Origin of the sequence: Haploplasma modicum ATCC 29102 (assembly GCF_000687835.1) — a bacterium.
Taxonomy (GTDB): Bacteria; Bacillota_I; Bacilli_A; order Acholeplasmatales; family Acholeplasmataceae; genus Haploplasma; species Haploplasma modicum.
Map to the genome: position 1 here is coordinate 90,080 of NZ_JHYB01000005.1, position 15,429 is coordinate 105,508.

Here is a 15,429-nt window from a genome sequence, read left to right on the forward strand (position 1 = left end):
AGAAAGGATTATTGATAAGTATGAGTTATGTTGCACTTTATAGAGCTTATAGACCAAGTAGTTTCGATGATGTATCTGGACAAGATGTAATTGTTAGAACACTTAAAAATACGGTCTTAAACAATCAAATAGGGCATGCATACATCTTTAGTGGACCGCGAGGGACAGGAAAAACAAGTATTGCTAAAATATTTGCTAAGGCAATTAATTGTACTAATCAAGTAGATGGTAATCCTTGTAATAAATGTGAATCTTGTATAAATGCTAATTCAAATAGTGCAAGTGACATTATTGAAATAGATGGTGCAAGTAATAACGGTGTTGATGAGATTAGAGATTTACGTGATAAGGTTAAATATCTTCCAAGTAGTGGTAGATATAAAGTCTATATTATAGATGAGGTTCATATGTTAACAACCGGCGCATTTAATGCTCTACTTAAGACATTAGAAGAACCACCAGCACATGTTGTCTTCATCTTAGCAACAACAGAAGTTCATAAAATACCGGCAACTATTATTTCTCGTTGCCAAAGATTTGATTTTAAAAATATTGACTTAAACAATATGATTAAAAGACTTAACTACATTGTTCAAAAAGAAAATATTAAAATTGAACAAGAAGCAATTGATCTAATTGCCTATAATGCTAAGGGTGGACTTAGAGATGCACTTAGTATGTTAGATCAGGCAGTTAGTTATTCAGATGATATTAAAGTAAGAGATGTTAATGAAATAGTAGGTACTGTTTCAAAAGAAGACTTAATTAAACTGTTAGAACAAATTGCTGATAAAGAAATTAGTAAATCATTAAAAATGGTTAAAAGCTTCTTAGATAGTGGTAAAGAAGAAGAAAGATTAATTAATGATATTATCTTTATTTTAAGAGATATTTTATTAAATAAAGTAAACTATTACGATGAGGATAAGTTTAATTATTTAAAAAACAATTTAAGTATTAATAAAATCTATCACTTCTTAGATGTCTTAATGGAAGTACAAAGTAATATGCGCCATTCAACACAGAAGAGAGTTTATGTTGAGATTGCAATTATCCAAATGATTGAACATGAAGATATCAGTAAGATTGATTTATCAAGTAGTATAAGTCAACTTAGAAAAGATTTTAATGAACTTAAAGAACAAGGGGTAAAAACTCCTGTAAAAAAAATAGTTAAATCAAATAAAACACCACTTGTTAATATAGATGATTTGCTTGATTGTTTGTATGAGGCATCAAATGATAAAAATGAAGTTGATCACTCAATTAAAACTAGAAAAATAAATAACCCTAACTTAGAAATTATTGATCATCTTTTAAAACAAACAAATGTTGTTGCTGTTTCCAATAATAATATTATATTAGCAGCAACAGATTTAATGGTAGCAACAGAATTAATGCAACCAGAAGTTAGGAAAAAAGTTCTTGATGTTTTAAATTATGATGCGATTAGATTTAAAGTTTATTCAGTTGTTTTAGAAAATGATTGGTTAGGCTTTAGAAAACAATATGTTGACTTATTTACTAGTGGCCAAAAAAGACCAATTATCGAAAATTATGATTTTAGAATTTACGAAAAAGAAAAAGATGATATAATAAAAAATGTAGAAAAAGAATCAGTTAGATTAGCTAAAGAATATTTTGGCGAAGAAATTGTAGAAATTAAGGAGTAGATATAAATGAATCCAGGAATGTTAAAAAAATTAAAAAAGATGCAAGATGAAATGATGGAAGCACAAGCAAGACTTGAAAGTAAAGAATACTTCGGTAAAGCAAGCGGTGTAACTGTTATTATGCAAGGAACAAAACAATTAATTGATGTCAAGATTAATCCAGAAATGTTAGACGAAGTTGAAATGTTACAAGATTCAATTTTAATTGCTGTTAATGATGCATTAAAACAAATTGAAGATGAACATAATGAAACAATGGGCCAATTTGCTGGTGGTATGGGTGGATTTGGCTTTTAATGTATCCAGAACCATTAAAGAATTTAATTGAATACCTGGAAAAACTCCCAGGTATAGGTGAAAAAACTGCTGAGAGGTTAGCATTATATATTGTTAGTGATTTAGATATTAATGATGCTAAAGATTTTGCAAATAGTATAATAGCTGCTAAAGAAAATATTAAACCATGTCCAGTTTCATTTGTTTTAACAGATGAAGAAGTATCCCCACTTATTAATGATAAGGCGAGAGATAATTCAACAATCATGATTTTAAGTGATAGTAAAGATGTCTTTCAAATGGAAAAGATGGATACATATAAAGGACAATACCACGTCTTAGGTGGTTTAATAGATTTTTCACGTGGTATTACAGATAAAGATTTAAATATTGATAGTTTAATTAAGAGAATTGAAAATAATAATTTCAAAGAAATGATTATTGCTACAAATGCAACTGTTGAAGGTGAGTTAACTGCAGAGTATTTAAAATCATTATTTAGTAAAAATGATTTAAATATAACTAGACTTGCTTATGGTATTCCGGTTGGTAGTGATTTAAAATATGCTGATATTTTAACTTTAATTAAAGCTGTTGAAAACAGAAGGAAATTTTAGGTGAGAAAATGATGTTATTATACACAAATATATTTATGAAATTTTGGCTATGGTTAGATAATCTTTTAAAAGGATTAAAATTTGATGAGTTATTTGATAAATTAGGTAGTCTAATCAAATCACTTCCAGAGTTAGTTAAATGGGGTGGAGCAATTTTTCTAGCAATTATAATCGTAATTGGTTTAATTACCTTCATAAAATCGCTATTTAAATTTTTTCTAGTTTTAGTTGTAATTGGAGCAATTATTTTAATTGTAACAAGAGGCTAAAATTTTATACTTGCAAAAAATACTTAAATAATATACAATATATAAAGTCTTAGGAGGCGTTTATGAGTAAAGATTTAAAAACTTTAGCAATGGTTGATATTGCTTATGAATTAATAAAACAAAGTAATAAACCAATGAAAATTCATGAATTGTTTGAAACAATTGCAGAAATCAAAGAAATATCATTAGATGATGTAGAAAAATTAACACAATTATATATGAATATTACACAAAGTGGTAAATTTGTATACTGTGGTAATGACAGATGGGACTTAAAAGAAGGTAACCTTGAAATCTGGGATACAGACGGTTCACAATTTATTGAAACATTGGAAGATGAGGAAGAAGAAGAATTTATCGATGACTTCGATTTAGCTGATCTAGATGATGAATTAGAAGAAGAGTTAGATGATCTAATTGAAGATGAAGTTGATGAAATCGATGAACAAACTAGAAAAGAATTAAAAGAAGAAAAAGAATACTTAGAGGTAGAACTTCCACTTCAAACTTACGAAGAAGATGAAGAAGTTGATTTTGACGCCGATAATTATGATGAAGATGATTACAACGAAATCATGGATGATTACGAAGATATGTACGAATAAAAAAAATCCCTAATAGGGATTTTTATTATAGAAGAGGGAAAAGGAAATGGCTAAATTTATTTTTATCACAGGTGGAGTAGTATCAAGTTTAGGTAAAGGCATTAATGCAGCATCGATTGGACAAATCTTAAAAAGTCGCGGACTTAAAGTTTTCATGCAAAAGTTTGATCCATATATTAACGTTGATCCAGGAACAATGAGCCCATACCAACATGGTGAAGTATATGTAACAGCTGATGGAGCAGAGACTGATTTAGACTTGGGACATTATGAGAGATTTATTGATGTTGAGTTATCCAAAGATTCAAGTGTATCAACAGGTAAGATTTATCAAACAGTTATTGATAAAGAACGAAAAGGGTTATATGATGGAGCAACTATTCAAGTTATACCACATATAACAGATGAAATTAAAAGTAGATTAATAAATGCAGCAAACTCTTCTGGTGCAGATATTGTTATTACAGAAATTGGTGGAACAGTTGGTGATATTGAATCCCTTCCATATCTTGAAGCAATCAGACAAGCAAGAAGAGATTTTGGCTTTAATAACACACTATACATTCATAACACTTTAGTTCCTTACATAAAAGCAGCTAGAGAAATCAAAACAAAACCAACCCAACACTCAGTAAGTGAATTAAAGAGTTTAGGGATTACACCAGACTTACTTATTTTAAGAAGTGAGGAAAAAATTGAACAAAGTGCAAAAGATAAAATAGCATCCTTCAGTGATATTGCAGTCTTAGATGTTTTTGAAGCAGTTGACGTTGAAGTAATTTATGAACCAATTTTAGCGCTTAATGAGCAAAAAATTGATGATAGAATTCTTAGTCATTTTGAAATAACTGGATTAAAGGAAGCAGATTTATCGGAATGGAAAAAACTAATTGATGATATTAAACATCTAGACGGCACAGTTAATATTGGTATTGTTGGTAAGTATGTATCACATCATGATGCTTATCTATCATTAGTTGAATCATTAAAGCATGCTGGTTATTTCCACAAGAAAAAAATTAGTTTAAAGTGGATTGATGCAGGACTATTAACAAATGATAATGTATTAGCTGAACTTGGAAACTTAGATGGTATAGTTGTTCCAGGTGGCTTTGGTAAAAGAGCAACCGATGGTAAGATTATTGCGATAAACTATGCAAGAGTTAATAATATTCCAATGTTTGGAATTTGTTATGGTATGCAATTGACAATGGTTGAATATGCAAAAAATGTTTTAGGATTAAAAGATGCTAACTCAACTGAAATTGATGAAAATACAAAAAATCCAATTATTATTAAAAACAAAAATTTTGATACAATTATCGGAAACAAAGAAATAACATTAGAAGATAATAGTTTAATAGCTAAAATTTATGGGAAAAATAAGATTAAAGAAAGATTTAGAAATAGTTATTGCTTTAATAATGAGTATTTAGAACTTTTTAAGAAAGATAGTAATATAAAACTTACTGCAAATATTGAAAATAATACATTAGCAGCAGTTGAATTAGTAAATCATAAATGGTTTTTAAGTGTACAGTATCATCCTGAATATATTTCTCGTCCACTAAAACCACACCCACTTTTTATAAGTTTTATTGAAAGTATGATTTAGTAAAAGTATTTATTGATAAAAAACGCTAATTGCGTTATAATATATAATGTGAAAAACAAAGGAGGAATTTAATATGGCAATAGTATCAGCAAAAGAAATGTTACTAAAAGCAAGAAATGAAGGCTACGCAGTAGCACAAATAAATATTAACAACTTAGAATGGACAAAAGCAGTTTTACAAACAGTTGAAGAGTTAAAATCACCAGTTATCTTAGGTGTATCAGAAGGTGCAGCTAAATATATGGGTGGTTATAAAACAGTAGTAGGTTTAGTACAAAACTTACATGACTTCTTAAAAGTTACTGTACCAGTAGCTATTCACTTAGACCATGGTTCATATGAAGGATCATTCCAAGCATTAGAAGCAGGATTTACTTCAATTATGTTTGATGGTTCACACTATGCATTTGAAGAAAACTTAGCAAAAACAAAAGAAGTTATTGCAGCATGTCATGCAAAAGGTGTATCAGTTGAAGCTGAAGTAGGTTCAATTGGTGGCGAAGAAGATGGTGTTATCGGTACTGGTGAATTAGCAGATCCAGAAGAATGTAGAGTAATTGCAGCAACAGGTGTAGATATGTTTGCAGCAGGTATTGGTAACATTCATGGTAAATATCCAGCAAACTGGAAAGGTTTAAACTTTGAAGTTTTAGCTGAAATCCAAAAAGTAACAAACAATGTTCCATTAGTATTACACGGTGGTACAGGTATCCCAGGAGATATGATCCAAAAAGCAATCTCATTAGGAGTATCAAAAATTAACGTAAATACAGAATTACAATTAGCATTTGCAGATGCAACAAGAAAATATATTGAAGCTGGAAAAGATTTAGAATCAAAAGGTTTTGATCCAAGAAAATTATTAAACCCAGGTTCAGAAGCTATGAAACAAGTAGTAAGAGACAAAATTGCATTATTTGGTTCAGCAAACAAAGCTTAATATTTTAGGAGGTTCTTTATGAAATTTGATGAATCTAATTACAACGAGTATGTTAATTGGAAGATTGAGAATGATGAACTTCTAAAAAAAATTAATAGTTATGATAATGATATTTTCTATAGACTTAAACATGTTTATGATGTTATAGAATACTATTATGACAAATTAATTGATGATAGTTCATATTCAGAGGAAGATGATGTAATCTTTCAAACAGGATTTTATTATCTTTTTGAGCAATTCGAAGAAATTAAAGAACTTTTAAATAATGTATATAATAAAAACTATGATGAGATGATGAGCAATTCTAAAGATGTTAACTTATACTTAAATGTTAAAGAGTTTCAAAATGAAGTGATTATGCTTGAGAGTAGTAATAAAAACACAAACTTTAGTGAACTTATGAAATTTGATCAAGAAGTGTATGATTATTTAATAAAGAAAGAACATGCACCTGAAGAAGTTTTCTTGAAACTAGATAATATAATGAGTAATATCTATGAAGAATTAAAAACTTCATTCAATTCAGTTAATACAATTTTTTTAGAAATTGCAGATGAATTAAATATTTTATAATATTAATAGACTGGTTGTTAATTTTTTAACAGCCAGTTTTTTATCTCCCTTTGTATAAAAAATACAACTTGACTATACAAATTAAAAAAATCACTTGACTATACAACATAATAATGTTATCATCTTTATGTGAAACCCCTTACACATGGGACAAAAAAAAGGAGAAGAAAATATGAAAAAAATTTTAGGCTTAATAGTAGTACTTGTTACATCTGTATTATTAGTAGCATGTGGCGACAAAAACGTTAGTGAAGATCTAAAAGAAATTAAAATTTATGGAAATTTTGATACTTTTAATCCATCTGAAGATTATGTCGGAGATTTAATTGAAGAATTAACTGGAGTAAGAGCAAAATATGACTTCTTACCACAAGATCCAGCAACAGCAGACACTAAATTGTATTTAGATATTGCAGGTAGATCACAGTATCACCTACTTAAATTATCATCAAATCAATTTAATCAACTAAGATCTGTTAATGCTTTATTAGACATTAAACCATTATTAGAAAAATATGGTCAAAACATCTTAAAATCAGTAGATCAAAATATTTGGAATACTTCATCATTTAATGATGGTATATATGCTGTTCCACAAAAGAATCCAACTGACAATATTAACATGGCATTATTCTTAAGAAAAGATATCTTTACAAAACATGGTTTAGAGTTACCAGAAACTTTAACAGAATTTAAAGATGTTTTAATCGCATTAAAAGAAAAAGAAGGCGCAAATTTTGTTCCATTCAGTGCAAGTTCACATGCAATTGATCCAATTAGAGGAGCTTTTGGTATTGTTAAAGATTGGGTAGAACAACCAGACGGTTCAGTTAAATATTGGGCAGAAACAAAAGAATATAATGATTATGCAAACTATATGAATGAATTAGTAAAAGCAGGAGTTATGCAAGAAGGTTACTTAACAACACCAAATTATGGTAGTTCAAGTCGTCCAGGTTTACAAAATGGTACAGTTGCTGTTACACTTGATGCATGGTGGAGTGGTAATGGTATTATCAATGGTATTGCAAGTTCAACAGGTAAAACACAAGAAGAAATTATTGCAAATGCTGGTGATTACTTACACTTTATCCCATCACTAAAAGGTGATGAAAACTATGGTGTTAAAGGTAAAGGTGAAGCAAAAATGGATTATTCAATCTCATACTTCTTTGCAATTCCACAATACATGTCAAAATATGCAGAAGCAGTAATTAAATGGATGGATAAAAAATTAGAACCAGAAATCTTTAAACAACTTACAATTGGAGTAGAAGGCATACACCATGAATATGTAAATGGTGAATACTTACCAATATTATCTAAAGAAGGTTCAGATGAAGTTCCATTCGACGTATTTGCAAAAGCTGACTATTATTTAACAGGAACAAATGCAGATGATTACTCAGAATACTGGAAAGCACGTGCTAGAAAAAATCCTCGTCAACAATTTGTTTGGGAACAAATGAACTTAGAATCATACAAACAAGAGTTTGGGGTTTTAGATAAGCTTGGATTAGCACCTGGATTTAGTATTTATGGGGCAAATGTTGCAAAGATGAAACAAATGTCAGATAACTTCTTAATAGCAAACATCTCTGGTCAAGGAGATAAGATTACTCAGGAACAATTAATTGCAAACTTAATTAAAGATGCAAAATTAAAAGAGTCAACAACAGAAGTTAATGAATGGTATAAGAAAAATTAATTAAAGAAGGTAGTTTAAAATGAATCAAAGAGTACTTGTAAACATTGGACAATTAGTACTATTAAATATTTTGTACATTATTACAATGGTACTGAGTGTTGGAATACTAATTATTCCAGCTACAAGTACTCTTTTTCTCTTTATAAAAGCAATTGGAGAAAAAAAACATGATCCATATTCAGTCTTTCAAACATATTTTAGAACATTAATTAATCAGACTAAAAAGATGGGATCACTTAGCTTTATAATGGTTATAATAATTGTTGTTTGTTTAATAAATCTTTCAAACATAAACTTCTTCAATTATTCACCATTTATAAAAAACATTGTTTATTATACATGGTTAATAATTATTATAGAATTAGTTTTAACAATGATTGTAAGTAGTTTTCTAATCGCATATTTTGATTTTAGTAGTAAGAAAGACTTATTAAAAATGAGTTTTTATTTAATACATAGACATATTATTCATACAATAATTGTATTAATTTTATTATTAGTATTTGGATACTTAATTGTTGGTATTAGTTATTTTCTAATACTTTGTATGTTTAGTATCTTATTTTACTTAATAGATAAATTATATTTACCATTATGTAGCAAGTATATTGTAAAAAGAGAGGTATAAAAATGAATCAAGTAGAAAAAATAGACGAACAAAAAAGTGCAAAAAATAAAAAAATAAAAGAATTCATTGAAAGAAATTCCTTATATTTATTTTTAATACCAGCGCTACTTTTAGTTTTCGTTTTTAGTTATTTACCGATGTTAGGTACGGTAATTGCTTTTAAAGACTATCAAATCTTTGCAGGTAAAAATCCAATAGATGCTATATTTCAAAGTAAGTGGGTAGGATTTGAGCATTTTAATAAAATATTCAGTAATCCAGAATTTGGTAGAGCATTAAAAAATACATTAATAATTAGTATATATAAAATTGTATTTTTATTCCCAATTCCAATCATAATTGCAATTATGATTACTGATATGAAATCAGCATGGTATAAAAAAAACAATTCAAACAGTAATATATTTACCACACTTCTTATCATGGATTGTTGTTACCTCGATATTTATTCAAATATTAGGACCTTATGGTTTAATTAACAACTGGTTAAAAGGTGTTGGTTTAACAAGCAAGTCAATAGCATTCTTTGGTAATAATGCTTTTTTTAGAAGTCTTACAGTAGTTTCTGCAGGATGGAAAGAAGTAGGGTGGAATGCAATTATTTATATTGCAGCAATCACAGGGATTAATCCACAACTATATGAAGCAGCAAAAATTGATGGTGCTACAAAAATGCAGCAAGCAATTAATATAACAATACCTTCGATTACAGGAACAATTGTTTTATTATTTATTTTAAGAATTGGAGCAATTCTTGACGCAGGATTTGACCAAATATTTAATATGTATTCATATGCCGTATACGAAAAGGGAGACATCTTATCAACATTAGTATATCGTTTAGGGCTTGAATCACAACAATATAGCTTTGCAACTGCAGTTGGACTATTTAACTCAGTTGTCGCACTAATACTTGTTTTAGGTGGTAACTTCATAACAAGAAAAACAATGGATAAGGGGTTATGGTAAAATGTTACAAACAAAAAATGATAAAGTTTTCAGTATTATAACATATGTTATAATGAGTATTTTTGGCTTATCAATTATACTGCCATTTTTCAATTTACTTGCAACATCCCTATCTGATCCAGTTGCTGTTTCTAACGGTAAAATCACATTTTTCCCAGTAGGTTTTAATATTAGTGCATATAAATATGTTTTCAATAACAAGCAGTTTTGGAATGGTTTTAAATCAACATTATTTATAACAGTAGTTGGTACATTCTTAAGTTTAATTATTACAACACTAACAGCTTATCCTTTATCTATAAAGAAATTTAAAGGAAGAAAAGTATTTTTAGTTATTTTTATTGTAACTATGCTTTTTAATGGTGGTTTAATTCCAAACTATATTTTAATTACAGGATTAGGGCTTAGAGATAGTTATTTAGCACTAATATTACCAGGTTTAATATCTGTTTATAATATGTTGTTAGTTAAAAACTTCTTTGAAACTCTTCCAGAATCATTAATGGAATCAGCAAAAATTGATGGAGCGGGTGAACTTAGAATATTTAAAGATATTTTAATTCCACTATCACTTCCAACACTTGCAACTGTTGCATTATTTTATGCAGTAGGCTTCTGGAACTCATACTTTAACGGTATGCTTTATATTTCATCACCAGAGAAAATGCCACTACAAACATATCTACAAACATTGTTAAACATGTCACAAATACCAGCACACGAATTACCACCTCATGTAGCAGATAGCTTAACAACAGATTCAATTCGTGCTGCATCAATTTTCACAGCTACAGTACCAATTCTTGTTTTATATCCTTTCTTACAAAGATTCTTTGTTAAAGGATTAGTATTAGGATCAGATAAATAATGAATGAATCACTTAAGACTTTTTTCATTAAATCATGGGCGATAGGTACTGCATGTTTTGTTGTAGGATTAATGCTTGCTTTACAACATTTTATGATTGGCCTAATCTTAGGATTATTTAATACATTTATTATTTATCCACTTTGTAATACACTAAATTACAAAGAAGAAAGTGAAAAAATAAATCATAAAAATTTATTAAAATCAACAATTATTAATGTAATAGTAGCTATTACAATTAGTCTCTTAATTAGAGTTATTGATTATAATATATTGAAAGAGTTAATTATTAATTATCCAATTGAACCATTTAGATTTACAATTATGTATCAAATAATTTTCTATCTAGGATATTTCATAATTAACAAAATTACTAAAAAAGCTTAAGAATTAAGAGAGGTTGATAAAATGAACAAAGATGAAATCTTAAATAAGCTAAAAAAAGGATTAATTGTATCCTGTCAGGCTCTTGAAAATGAACCATTATATGGATCAGATATAATGGCAAAGATGGCACTTGCTGCTAAAGAAGGTGGTGCTGTTGCTATTAGAGCAAATAGCATTTCTGATATAAAAGCAATTAAAGATGTTGTTGATTTACCAATAATTGGGCTTATTAAAATAGATTATGAAAATTCAAAAAGATATATTACCCCAACAATGAAAGAAATAGATGCTTTAATCGAGGCTAAAGTAGATATCATTGCAATGGATGCAACAAATAGAAGTCAAATAGACAATGTTTCTCTTGAAGATAAAGTTAAATATATAAAGAAACATAATATTTTAACAATGGCAGATATTTCAAACTTAGAAGAAGGAATAGATGCAGAAAAATATGGGTTTGACTTAATCTCAACAACACTATCTGGATATACTGAGTATTCTAAACAACAAGAAGGTCCAGATTTTGAATTAGTTGAAGATTTAATTAATAATATTACAACCCCAGTAATTGCTGAAGGTAGAATTTCAGATGTCATTGATTTAGCAAGAATGGCAGAAGTTTCTCCGTTTGCAATAGTTATGGGTGGAGCAATAACAAGACCTCAACAAATTACTAAAAACTATATAAATGTAATGAAAAACAAAAACTTTTCTTTTAAATAAACTAAGAGCATTTCTCTTTAACGTATATTTCTCTTTTGGTATTATTAAAATATCGTATAGAAGGAGAAATATATGGAAAATAACTATCAAGTACTGCTTTACTATAAATACATAAAAATTGATAATCCGGATGACTTTGCAAAAAAACATTTAAACTATTGTAAAGAACTAGGTGTTCTTGGAAGAATAATAATATCTAACGAAGGAATTAATGGTACCTTATCAGGTACTGTTGATCAAACTAGTAAATATATGAATGATTTAAGAAATGATGATAGATTTAAGGATATCATGTTTAAAGTTGATAAATCAGATAAACATGCATTTTCAAAAATTCATGTAAGATCAAGAAAAGAAATTGTTAACTTTAGTTTAGAAGATGATGTTGATCCAGGCATTTTAACAGGTAATTATTTAAAACCAGATGAATGGTATCAAGCTATGAATGATGAAAATACAGTAATTATTGATGCTAGAAATGATTATGAGTATGATTTGGGCCACTTTAGAAATGCTATCAAACCAGAGATTAAAACTTTTAGAGATTTACCTAACTGGGTAAGAGAAAATAAAAACTTATTTGAAAATAAAAAAATACTAACTTATTGTACTGGTGGAGTAAGATGTGAAAAGTTTTCTGGTTGGTTAAAACGTGAAGGATTTAGTGATGTTAATCAACTTGAAGGTGGGATTCATACTTATGGAACTGATAGTAAAGTTAAGGGAAATCTTTTTGACGGGAAAATGTATGTTTTTGATGAAAGATTGAGTAGTAGAATTAATATGGTTGAAGAAGTAATTGTTGGGAAAGATTATTATACTAAGCTTCCTTGTGAGAGATATGTTAATTGTGGTAACCCAGAATGCAATAAACAAATGATTTTAAGCTTAGAATCTGAAGAGAAATATTTACAGTCTTGCAGCAAAGAATGTATGTTAAATAAAAGAAATCGTTATGTTATAGCTAATAATATTTCGGATGAAGATGTTTTAAAGATTGTTGGAAACTTGAAATTATAATAAAAAATGACTTGAAACTTGATTTTTATAGATAAAATCAAGTTTTTTTTATTAAAATACATTTTTTACCAACAAAAATAGTCTCTAATTCGTATTATATGTGAAGAAAGAAGGGAGACTTAAAAATGAAAAAATATATTTTAGGTTTAATAGTAACAATTGGATTACTAGTATTAGTTGGTTGTGGAGGAACAAAGAGTAAGGTAGATGTTAGGAGTGAAGAAAATATTTATGCAATCTCAGCTGTTAGTGGTGTTGAGTCTATTTTAAGCAATAATAGTTTAATTACTTTAAATAGTAAAAATAAGGATATGGAAGATGTTGAATTTAATGATGAAAACATGGATATCATGTTAGCATTCTTAAATGATAAGGCATTTAAAGTAGAAGTAAAAGAATCAGATAAAGAAGAATATAAGTTCTTAATTAATATTACAATAAATAATGATCAAGTATTCGATTTTTATTATAATGAGTCATTAATTAAAGAAGAAATTGATGAAGAAGAAATTGAACAAAAATATAGTATAAATGGTATTATTTTAAATAATGATATAATGTATACTGTAGAAGGATTTAAAGAAATTGAAATAGAAAATGAAGAAAATGAAGTAGAAGAAGAATTTTCTTTAGACTTAATAATTTCTTTAGACGAAAATAATTATACAAGATTAAAATATGAAGTTGAAACTGAAACAGAAGATAATAAAACAGAATTAGAAAAAGTTTTTAAAACTCATTTCTTTAAAGATGGTAAAATGGTTAAAAAAATTCATTTTGACTTTGAAATGGAAGATAATGATTTAGCAATTAAACTTCAAGTTTTTGAAGCAAATGAAATTAAGATTTATCGCTTAAAATTAAATGATGATAAAGAAAGTGGAGTAATTAAATTCTTTGTTAAAGGTGAAGAACTAATTAATAGAGGTGAAAGAGAATTTATTATTGTTACAGACGAATCAGGAGTAATCACATATCAGTATAAATAATTAGGAGAATATTAAATGGACTTAGTAGAAGCAATAGAAAAATTAAAGAAGAAAGATAACGAAGCTTTTGAATATATTTATAACTATACTAAGTCTAGTGTATATGGAATAATAATTAATATTGTTAAAAGCAGGGATGTAACAGAAGATCTTATGCAAGATACTTACATTCAAGTTGTTAAATCAATTAATAGCTATAATAGTAATTATAAGTTTTCATCATGGGTTATTATGATTGCTAGAAATAAAGCAATTGATTATTACAGAAAAAACAAGAAAGAGATGCTTATTGATATTACGGAAAGTGAGTATCTCTTTCCTAATGTAAAAAGTGATGTTACAAATGAGCTAAATGCCAATTATTTTTTATCATTACTTGATGATAGCGAAAGAGAGGTAGTAATTCTTTATGCAATGGAAAATTATAAGCATAAAGAAATTGCTAAAATCTTAAATAAACCAGTAGGAACTATAACTTGGCTATATAATAAAGCAATGAAGAAAATGAGAGATAATATGAAGGAGGAGAAATTATGAAAGATAAAGAGATATTAAAAATAATTAAATCAGATATCGAAAAAGAAACACCTAATATTTTAAATAAAATTGATCTATCTTCTATAAAAATAGAAGAAGAAATAGTTTCGGAAAAAAGAAAATTTAATATTTTCTTTAGCTTATCATTAATTACAACTGCCCTAATTATCGGATTTTTTGTAGGGTTATTAATATTTAAACCAAATACAGAAATTAAGAACCCTATTAATATTAGCGTAACTAAAAAGGATGAAATAGTAGTTGATTATACAATTGGTGGAATACAGCTTGCATCAAGCAATTCTAACAAAATAAGCTTATCAAGTATTAAGGTTGATGATATTGATTCATTTCATAAATATATTAACATTATTGAAGATTACATGAGCTTAAGTACTAATACAATAAAAATAACTAAAAATCATGGTGATAACTTTAATTATATGTATAAGATGGAAGTTTCAAACACTAATGTTTTTGGAGTAGCAACATCATATGTCTTATATTATAATGAAAAACGTGAAACCGAAGATGATGAAGAAGAAAAGGAAATGAAAGGGATCGTTATTTATAATAATACCATCTATAACTTTTATTCTGAAGAAGAAATAGAAAAAGATGAAAATGAGATTAAAGTTACTATTTATCAAGATATTAAATCAAATAAAATAGTTATTAATAAAGAGTTAGAAGAAGATGAATATTCATTTTCATATAAATTATATATAGCTAATAAATTAGTTACCAAAATTGAATTAAAAGCAGAAGAAGATGAAGTTAAGTTTAGTATAAACAAAGATAAATTAAAGACTGAATATACTTTAGAAGTTATTGATAAACTAAATTATCAAATACATTTAGATAGCGAGATGTTTTTACTTAAATTAGATTTAGAAAATAAAAAATATATTTATCTATTAGATGATATTGAGATAATTAAATAGATATTATACCAAATGAAATACTCATTTGGTATTTTATTTTAAAAACTTCTAATTAAGCCATTATTAAGTACTATTTTTAAAATAAA

19 protein-coding genes are annotated in these 15,429 nt (G+C 27.5%); all 19 read left to right on the forward strand.

Translation table 11 applies throughout. From position 1 onward, the window contains the following. Window positions 1–20 precede the first annotated feature (20 nt). On the forward strand, window positions 21–1,673 hold the full coding sequence (dnaX, locus tag T352_RS0104830; protein WP_026391986.1) for a DNA polymerase III subunit gamma/tau: 1,653 nt from the start codon (window positions 21–23) through the stop codon (window positions 1,671–1,673). A gap of 6 nt (window positions 1,674–1,679) precedes the next feature. After that, complete coding sequence (locus T352_RS0104835; RefSeq protein WP_026391987.1) at window positions 1,680–1,970, forward strand: YbaB/EbfC family nucleoid-associated protein; 291 nt, start codon at window positions 1,680–1,682, stop codon at window positions 1,968–1,970. Then, window positions 1,970–2,566, forward strand: a complete 597-nt coding sequence (gene recR, locus T352_RS0104840) for a recombination mediator RecR (RefSeq protein ID WP_051615843.1) — start codon at window positions 1,970–1,972, stop codon at window positions 2,564–2,566. Before T352_RS0104835 ends, recR begins: the two co-directional genes overlap by 1 nt. Window positions 2,567–2,574: 8 nt before the next feature. Continuing rightward, a complete protein-coding gene (locus T352_RS0104845) occupies window positions 2,575–2,835 on the forward strand; it encodes a hypothetical protein (RefSeq protein ID WP_156951204.1) in 261 nt (86 codons plus the stop codon). A 62-nt stretch (window positions 2,836–2,897) separates the two neighbouring features. Next, window positions 2,898–3,440 carry a DNA-directed RNA polymerase subunit delta gene (gene rpoE / locus T352_RS06955; protein WP_026391990.1) on the forward strand — a complete coding sequence of 181 codons (543 nt, stop codon included), beginning with the start codon at window positions 2,898–2,900 and terminating at the stop codon, window positions 3,438–3,440. Between the two features lie 46 nt (window positions 3,441–3,486). Continuing rightward, on the forward strand, window positions 3,487–5,055 hold the full coding sequence (locus T352_RS0104855; RefSeq protein ID WP_026391991.1) for a CTP synthase: 1,569 nt from the start codon (window positions 3,487–3,489) through the stop codon (window positions 5,053–5,055). 73 nt (window positions 5,056–5,128) lie between these two features. Then, window positions 5,129–5,995, forward strand: coding sequence for a class II fructose-1,6-bisphosphate aldolase (gene fba, locus T352_RS0104860; RefSeq protein ID WP_026391992.1), 867 nt, complete (start codon window positions 5,129–5,131; stop codon window positions 5,993–5,995). An 18-nt stretch (window positions 5,996–6,013) separates the two neighbouring features. Continuing rightward, on the forward strand, window positions 6,014–6,571 hold the full coding sequence (locus tag T352_RS0104865) for a hypothetical protein (RefSeq protein ID WP_026391993.1): 558 nt from the start codon (window positions 6,014–6,016) through the stop codon (window positions 6,569–6,571). 172 nt (window positions 6,572–6,743) lie between these two features. After that, window positions 6,744–8,279, forward strand: a complete 1,536-nt coding sequence (locus T352_RS0104870; protein WP_026391994.1) for a type 2 periplasmic-binding domain-containing protein — start codon at window positions 6,744–6,746, stop codon at window positions 8,277–8,279. A gap of 19 nt (window positions 8,280–8,298) precedes the next feature. Continuing rightward, a complete protein-coding gene (locus T352_RS0104875; RefSeq protein WP_026391995.1) occupies window positions 8,299–8,907 on the forward strand; it encodes a DUF624 domain-containing protein in 609 nt (202 codons plus the stop codon). A 2-nt stretch (window positions 8,908–8,909) separates the two neighbouring features. Beyond that, window positions 8,910–9,386, forward strand: coding sequence for a hypothetical protein (locus T352_RS07275; protein ID WP_210994358.1), 477 nt, complete (start codon window positions 8,910–8,912; stop codon window positions 9,384–9,386). Continuing rightward, window positions 9,355–9,876 (forward strand): ABC transporter permease subunit, encoded by a 522-nt coding sequence (locus T352_RS07280; protein WP_232361987.1) that lies wholly within the window; start codon window positions 9,355–9,357, stop codon window positions 9,874–9,876. Before T352_RS07275 ends, T352_RS07280 begins: the two co-directional genes overlap by 32 nt. A gap of 1 nt (window position 9,877) precedes the next feature. Further along, complete coding sequence (locus T352_RS0104885; RefSeq protein WP_051615844.1) at window positions 9,878–10,744, forward strand: carbohydrate ABC transporter permease; 867 nt, start codon at window positions 9,878–9,880, stop codon at window positions 10,742–10,744. After that, window positions 10,744–11,130: a hypothetical protein gene (locus T352_RS0104890; RefSeq protein WP_026391997.1), complete on the forward strand. Its 387-nt coding sequence runs from the start codon at window positions 10,744–10,746 to the stop codon at window positions 11,128–11,130. Before T352_RS0104885 ends, T352_RS0104890 begins: the two co-directional genes overlap by 1 nt. A 21-nt stretch (window positions 11,131–11,151) precedes the next feature. Continuing rightward, a complete protein-coding gene (locus T352_RS0104895; protein ID WP_156951205.1) occupies window positions 11,152–11,853 on the forward strand; it encodes an N-acetylmannosamine-6-phosphate 2-epimerase in 702 nt (233 codons plus the stop codon). 72 nt (window positions 11,854–11,925) lie between these two features. After that, window positions 11,926–12,873, forward strand: a complete 948-nt coding sequence (gene trhO, locus T352_RS0104900; RefSeq protein ID WP_026391999.1) for an oxygen-dependent tRNA uridine(34) hydroxylase TrhO — start codon at window positions 11,926–11,928, stop codon at window positions 12,871–12,873. Between the two features lie 125 nt (window positions 12,874–12,998). Beyond that, window positions 12,999–13,862, forward strand: a complete 864-nt coding sequence (locus T352_RS0104905) for a hypothetical protein (RefSeq protein ID WP_026392000.1) — start codon at window positions 12,999–13,001, stop codon at window positions 13,860–13,862. Window positions 13,863–13,877: 15 nt separating this feature from the next. After that, a complete protein-coding gene (locus tag T352_RS0104910) occupies window positions 13,878–14,399 on the forward strand; it encodes an RNA polymerase sigma factor (RefSeq protein WP_162151208.1) in 522 nt (173 codons plus the stop codon). After that, window positions 14,396–15,343: a hypothetical protein gene (locus T352_RS0104915; protein WP_026392002.1), complete on the forward strand. Its 948-nt coding sequence runs from the start codon at window positions 14,396–14,398 to the stop codon at window positions 15,341–15,343. Before T352_RS0104910 ends, T352_RS0104915 begins: the two co-directional genes overlap by 4 nt. The last annotated feature ends 86 nt before the right edge of the window (window positions 15,344–15,429 follow it).

Bases quoted from the DNA above. Each gene is read 5' to 3' on its own strand.
- dnaX (WP_026391986.1), top strand. From the start codon at position 21: ATGAGTTATGTTGCACTTTATAGAGCTTATAGACCAAGTAGTTTCGAT.
- T352_RS0104835 (WP_026391987.1), top strand. From the start codon at position 1,680: ATGAATCCAGGAATGTTAAAAAAATTAAAAAAGATGCAAGATGAAATG.
- recR (WP_051615843.1), top strand. From the start codon at position 1,970: ATGTATCCAGAACCATTAAAGAATTTAATTGAATACCTGGAAAAACTC.
- T352_RS0104845 (WP_156951204.1), top strand. From the start codon at position 2,575: ATGATGTTATTATACACAAATATATTTATGAAATTTTGGCTATGGTTA.
- rpoE (WP_026391990.1), top strand. From the start codon at position 2,898: ATGAGTAAAGATTTAAAAACTTTAGCAATGGTTGATATTGCTTATGAA.
- T352_RS0104855 (WP_026391991.1), top strand. From the start codon at position 3,487: ATGGCTAAATTTATTTTTATCACAGGTGGAGTAGTATCAAGTTTAGGT.
- fba (WP_026391992.1), top strand. From the start codon at position 5,129: ATGGCAATAGTATCAGCAAAAGAAATGTTACTAAAAGCAAGAAATGAA.
- T352_RS0104865 (WP_026391993.1), top strand. From the start codon at position 6,014: ATGAAATTTGATGAATCTAATTACAACGAGTATGTTAATTGGAAGATT.
- T352_RS0104870 (WP_026391994.1), top strand. From the start codon at position 6,744: ATGAAAAAAATTTTAGGCTTAATAGTAGTACTTGTTACATCTGTATTA.
- T352_RS0104875 (WP_026391995.1), top strand. From the start codon at position 8,299: ATGAATCAAAGAGTACTTGTAAACATTGGACAATTAGTACTATTAAAT.
- T352_RS07275 (WP_210994358.1), top strand. From the start codon at position 8,910: ATGAATCAAGTAGAAAAAATAGACGAACAAAAAAGTGCAAAAAATAAA.
- T352_RS0104885 (WP_051615844.1), top strand. From the start codon at position 9,878: ATGTTACAAACAAAAAATGATAAAGTTTTCAGTATTATAACATATGTT.
- T352_RS0104890 (WP_026391997.1), top strand. From the start codon at position 10,744: ATGAATGAATCACTTAAGACTTTTTTCATTAAATCATGGGCGATAGGT.
- T352_RS0104895 (WP_156951205.1), top strand. From the start codon at position 11,152: ATGAACAAAGATGAAATCTTAAATAAGCTAAAAAAAGGATTAATTGTA.
- trhO (WP_026391999.1), top strand. From the start codon at position 11,926: ATGGAAAATAACTATCAAGTACTGCTTTACTATAAATACATAAAAATT.
- T352_RS0104905 (WP_026392000.1), top strand. From the start codon at position 12,999: ATGAAAAAATATATTTTAGGTTTAATAGTAACAATTGGATTACTAGTA.
- T352_RS0104910 (WP_162151208.1), top strand. From the start codon at position 13,878: ATGGACTTAGTAGAAGCAATAGAAAAATTAAAGAAGAAAGATAACGAA.
- T352_RS0104915 (WP_026392002.1), top strand. From the start codon at position 14,396: ATGAAAGATAAAGAGATATTAAAAATAATTAAATCAGATATCGAAAAA.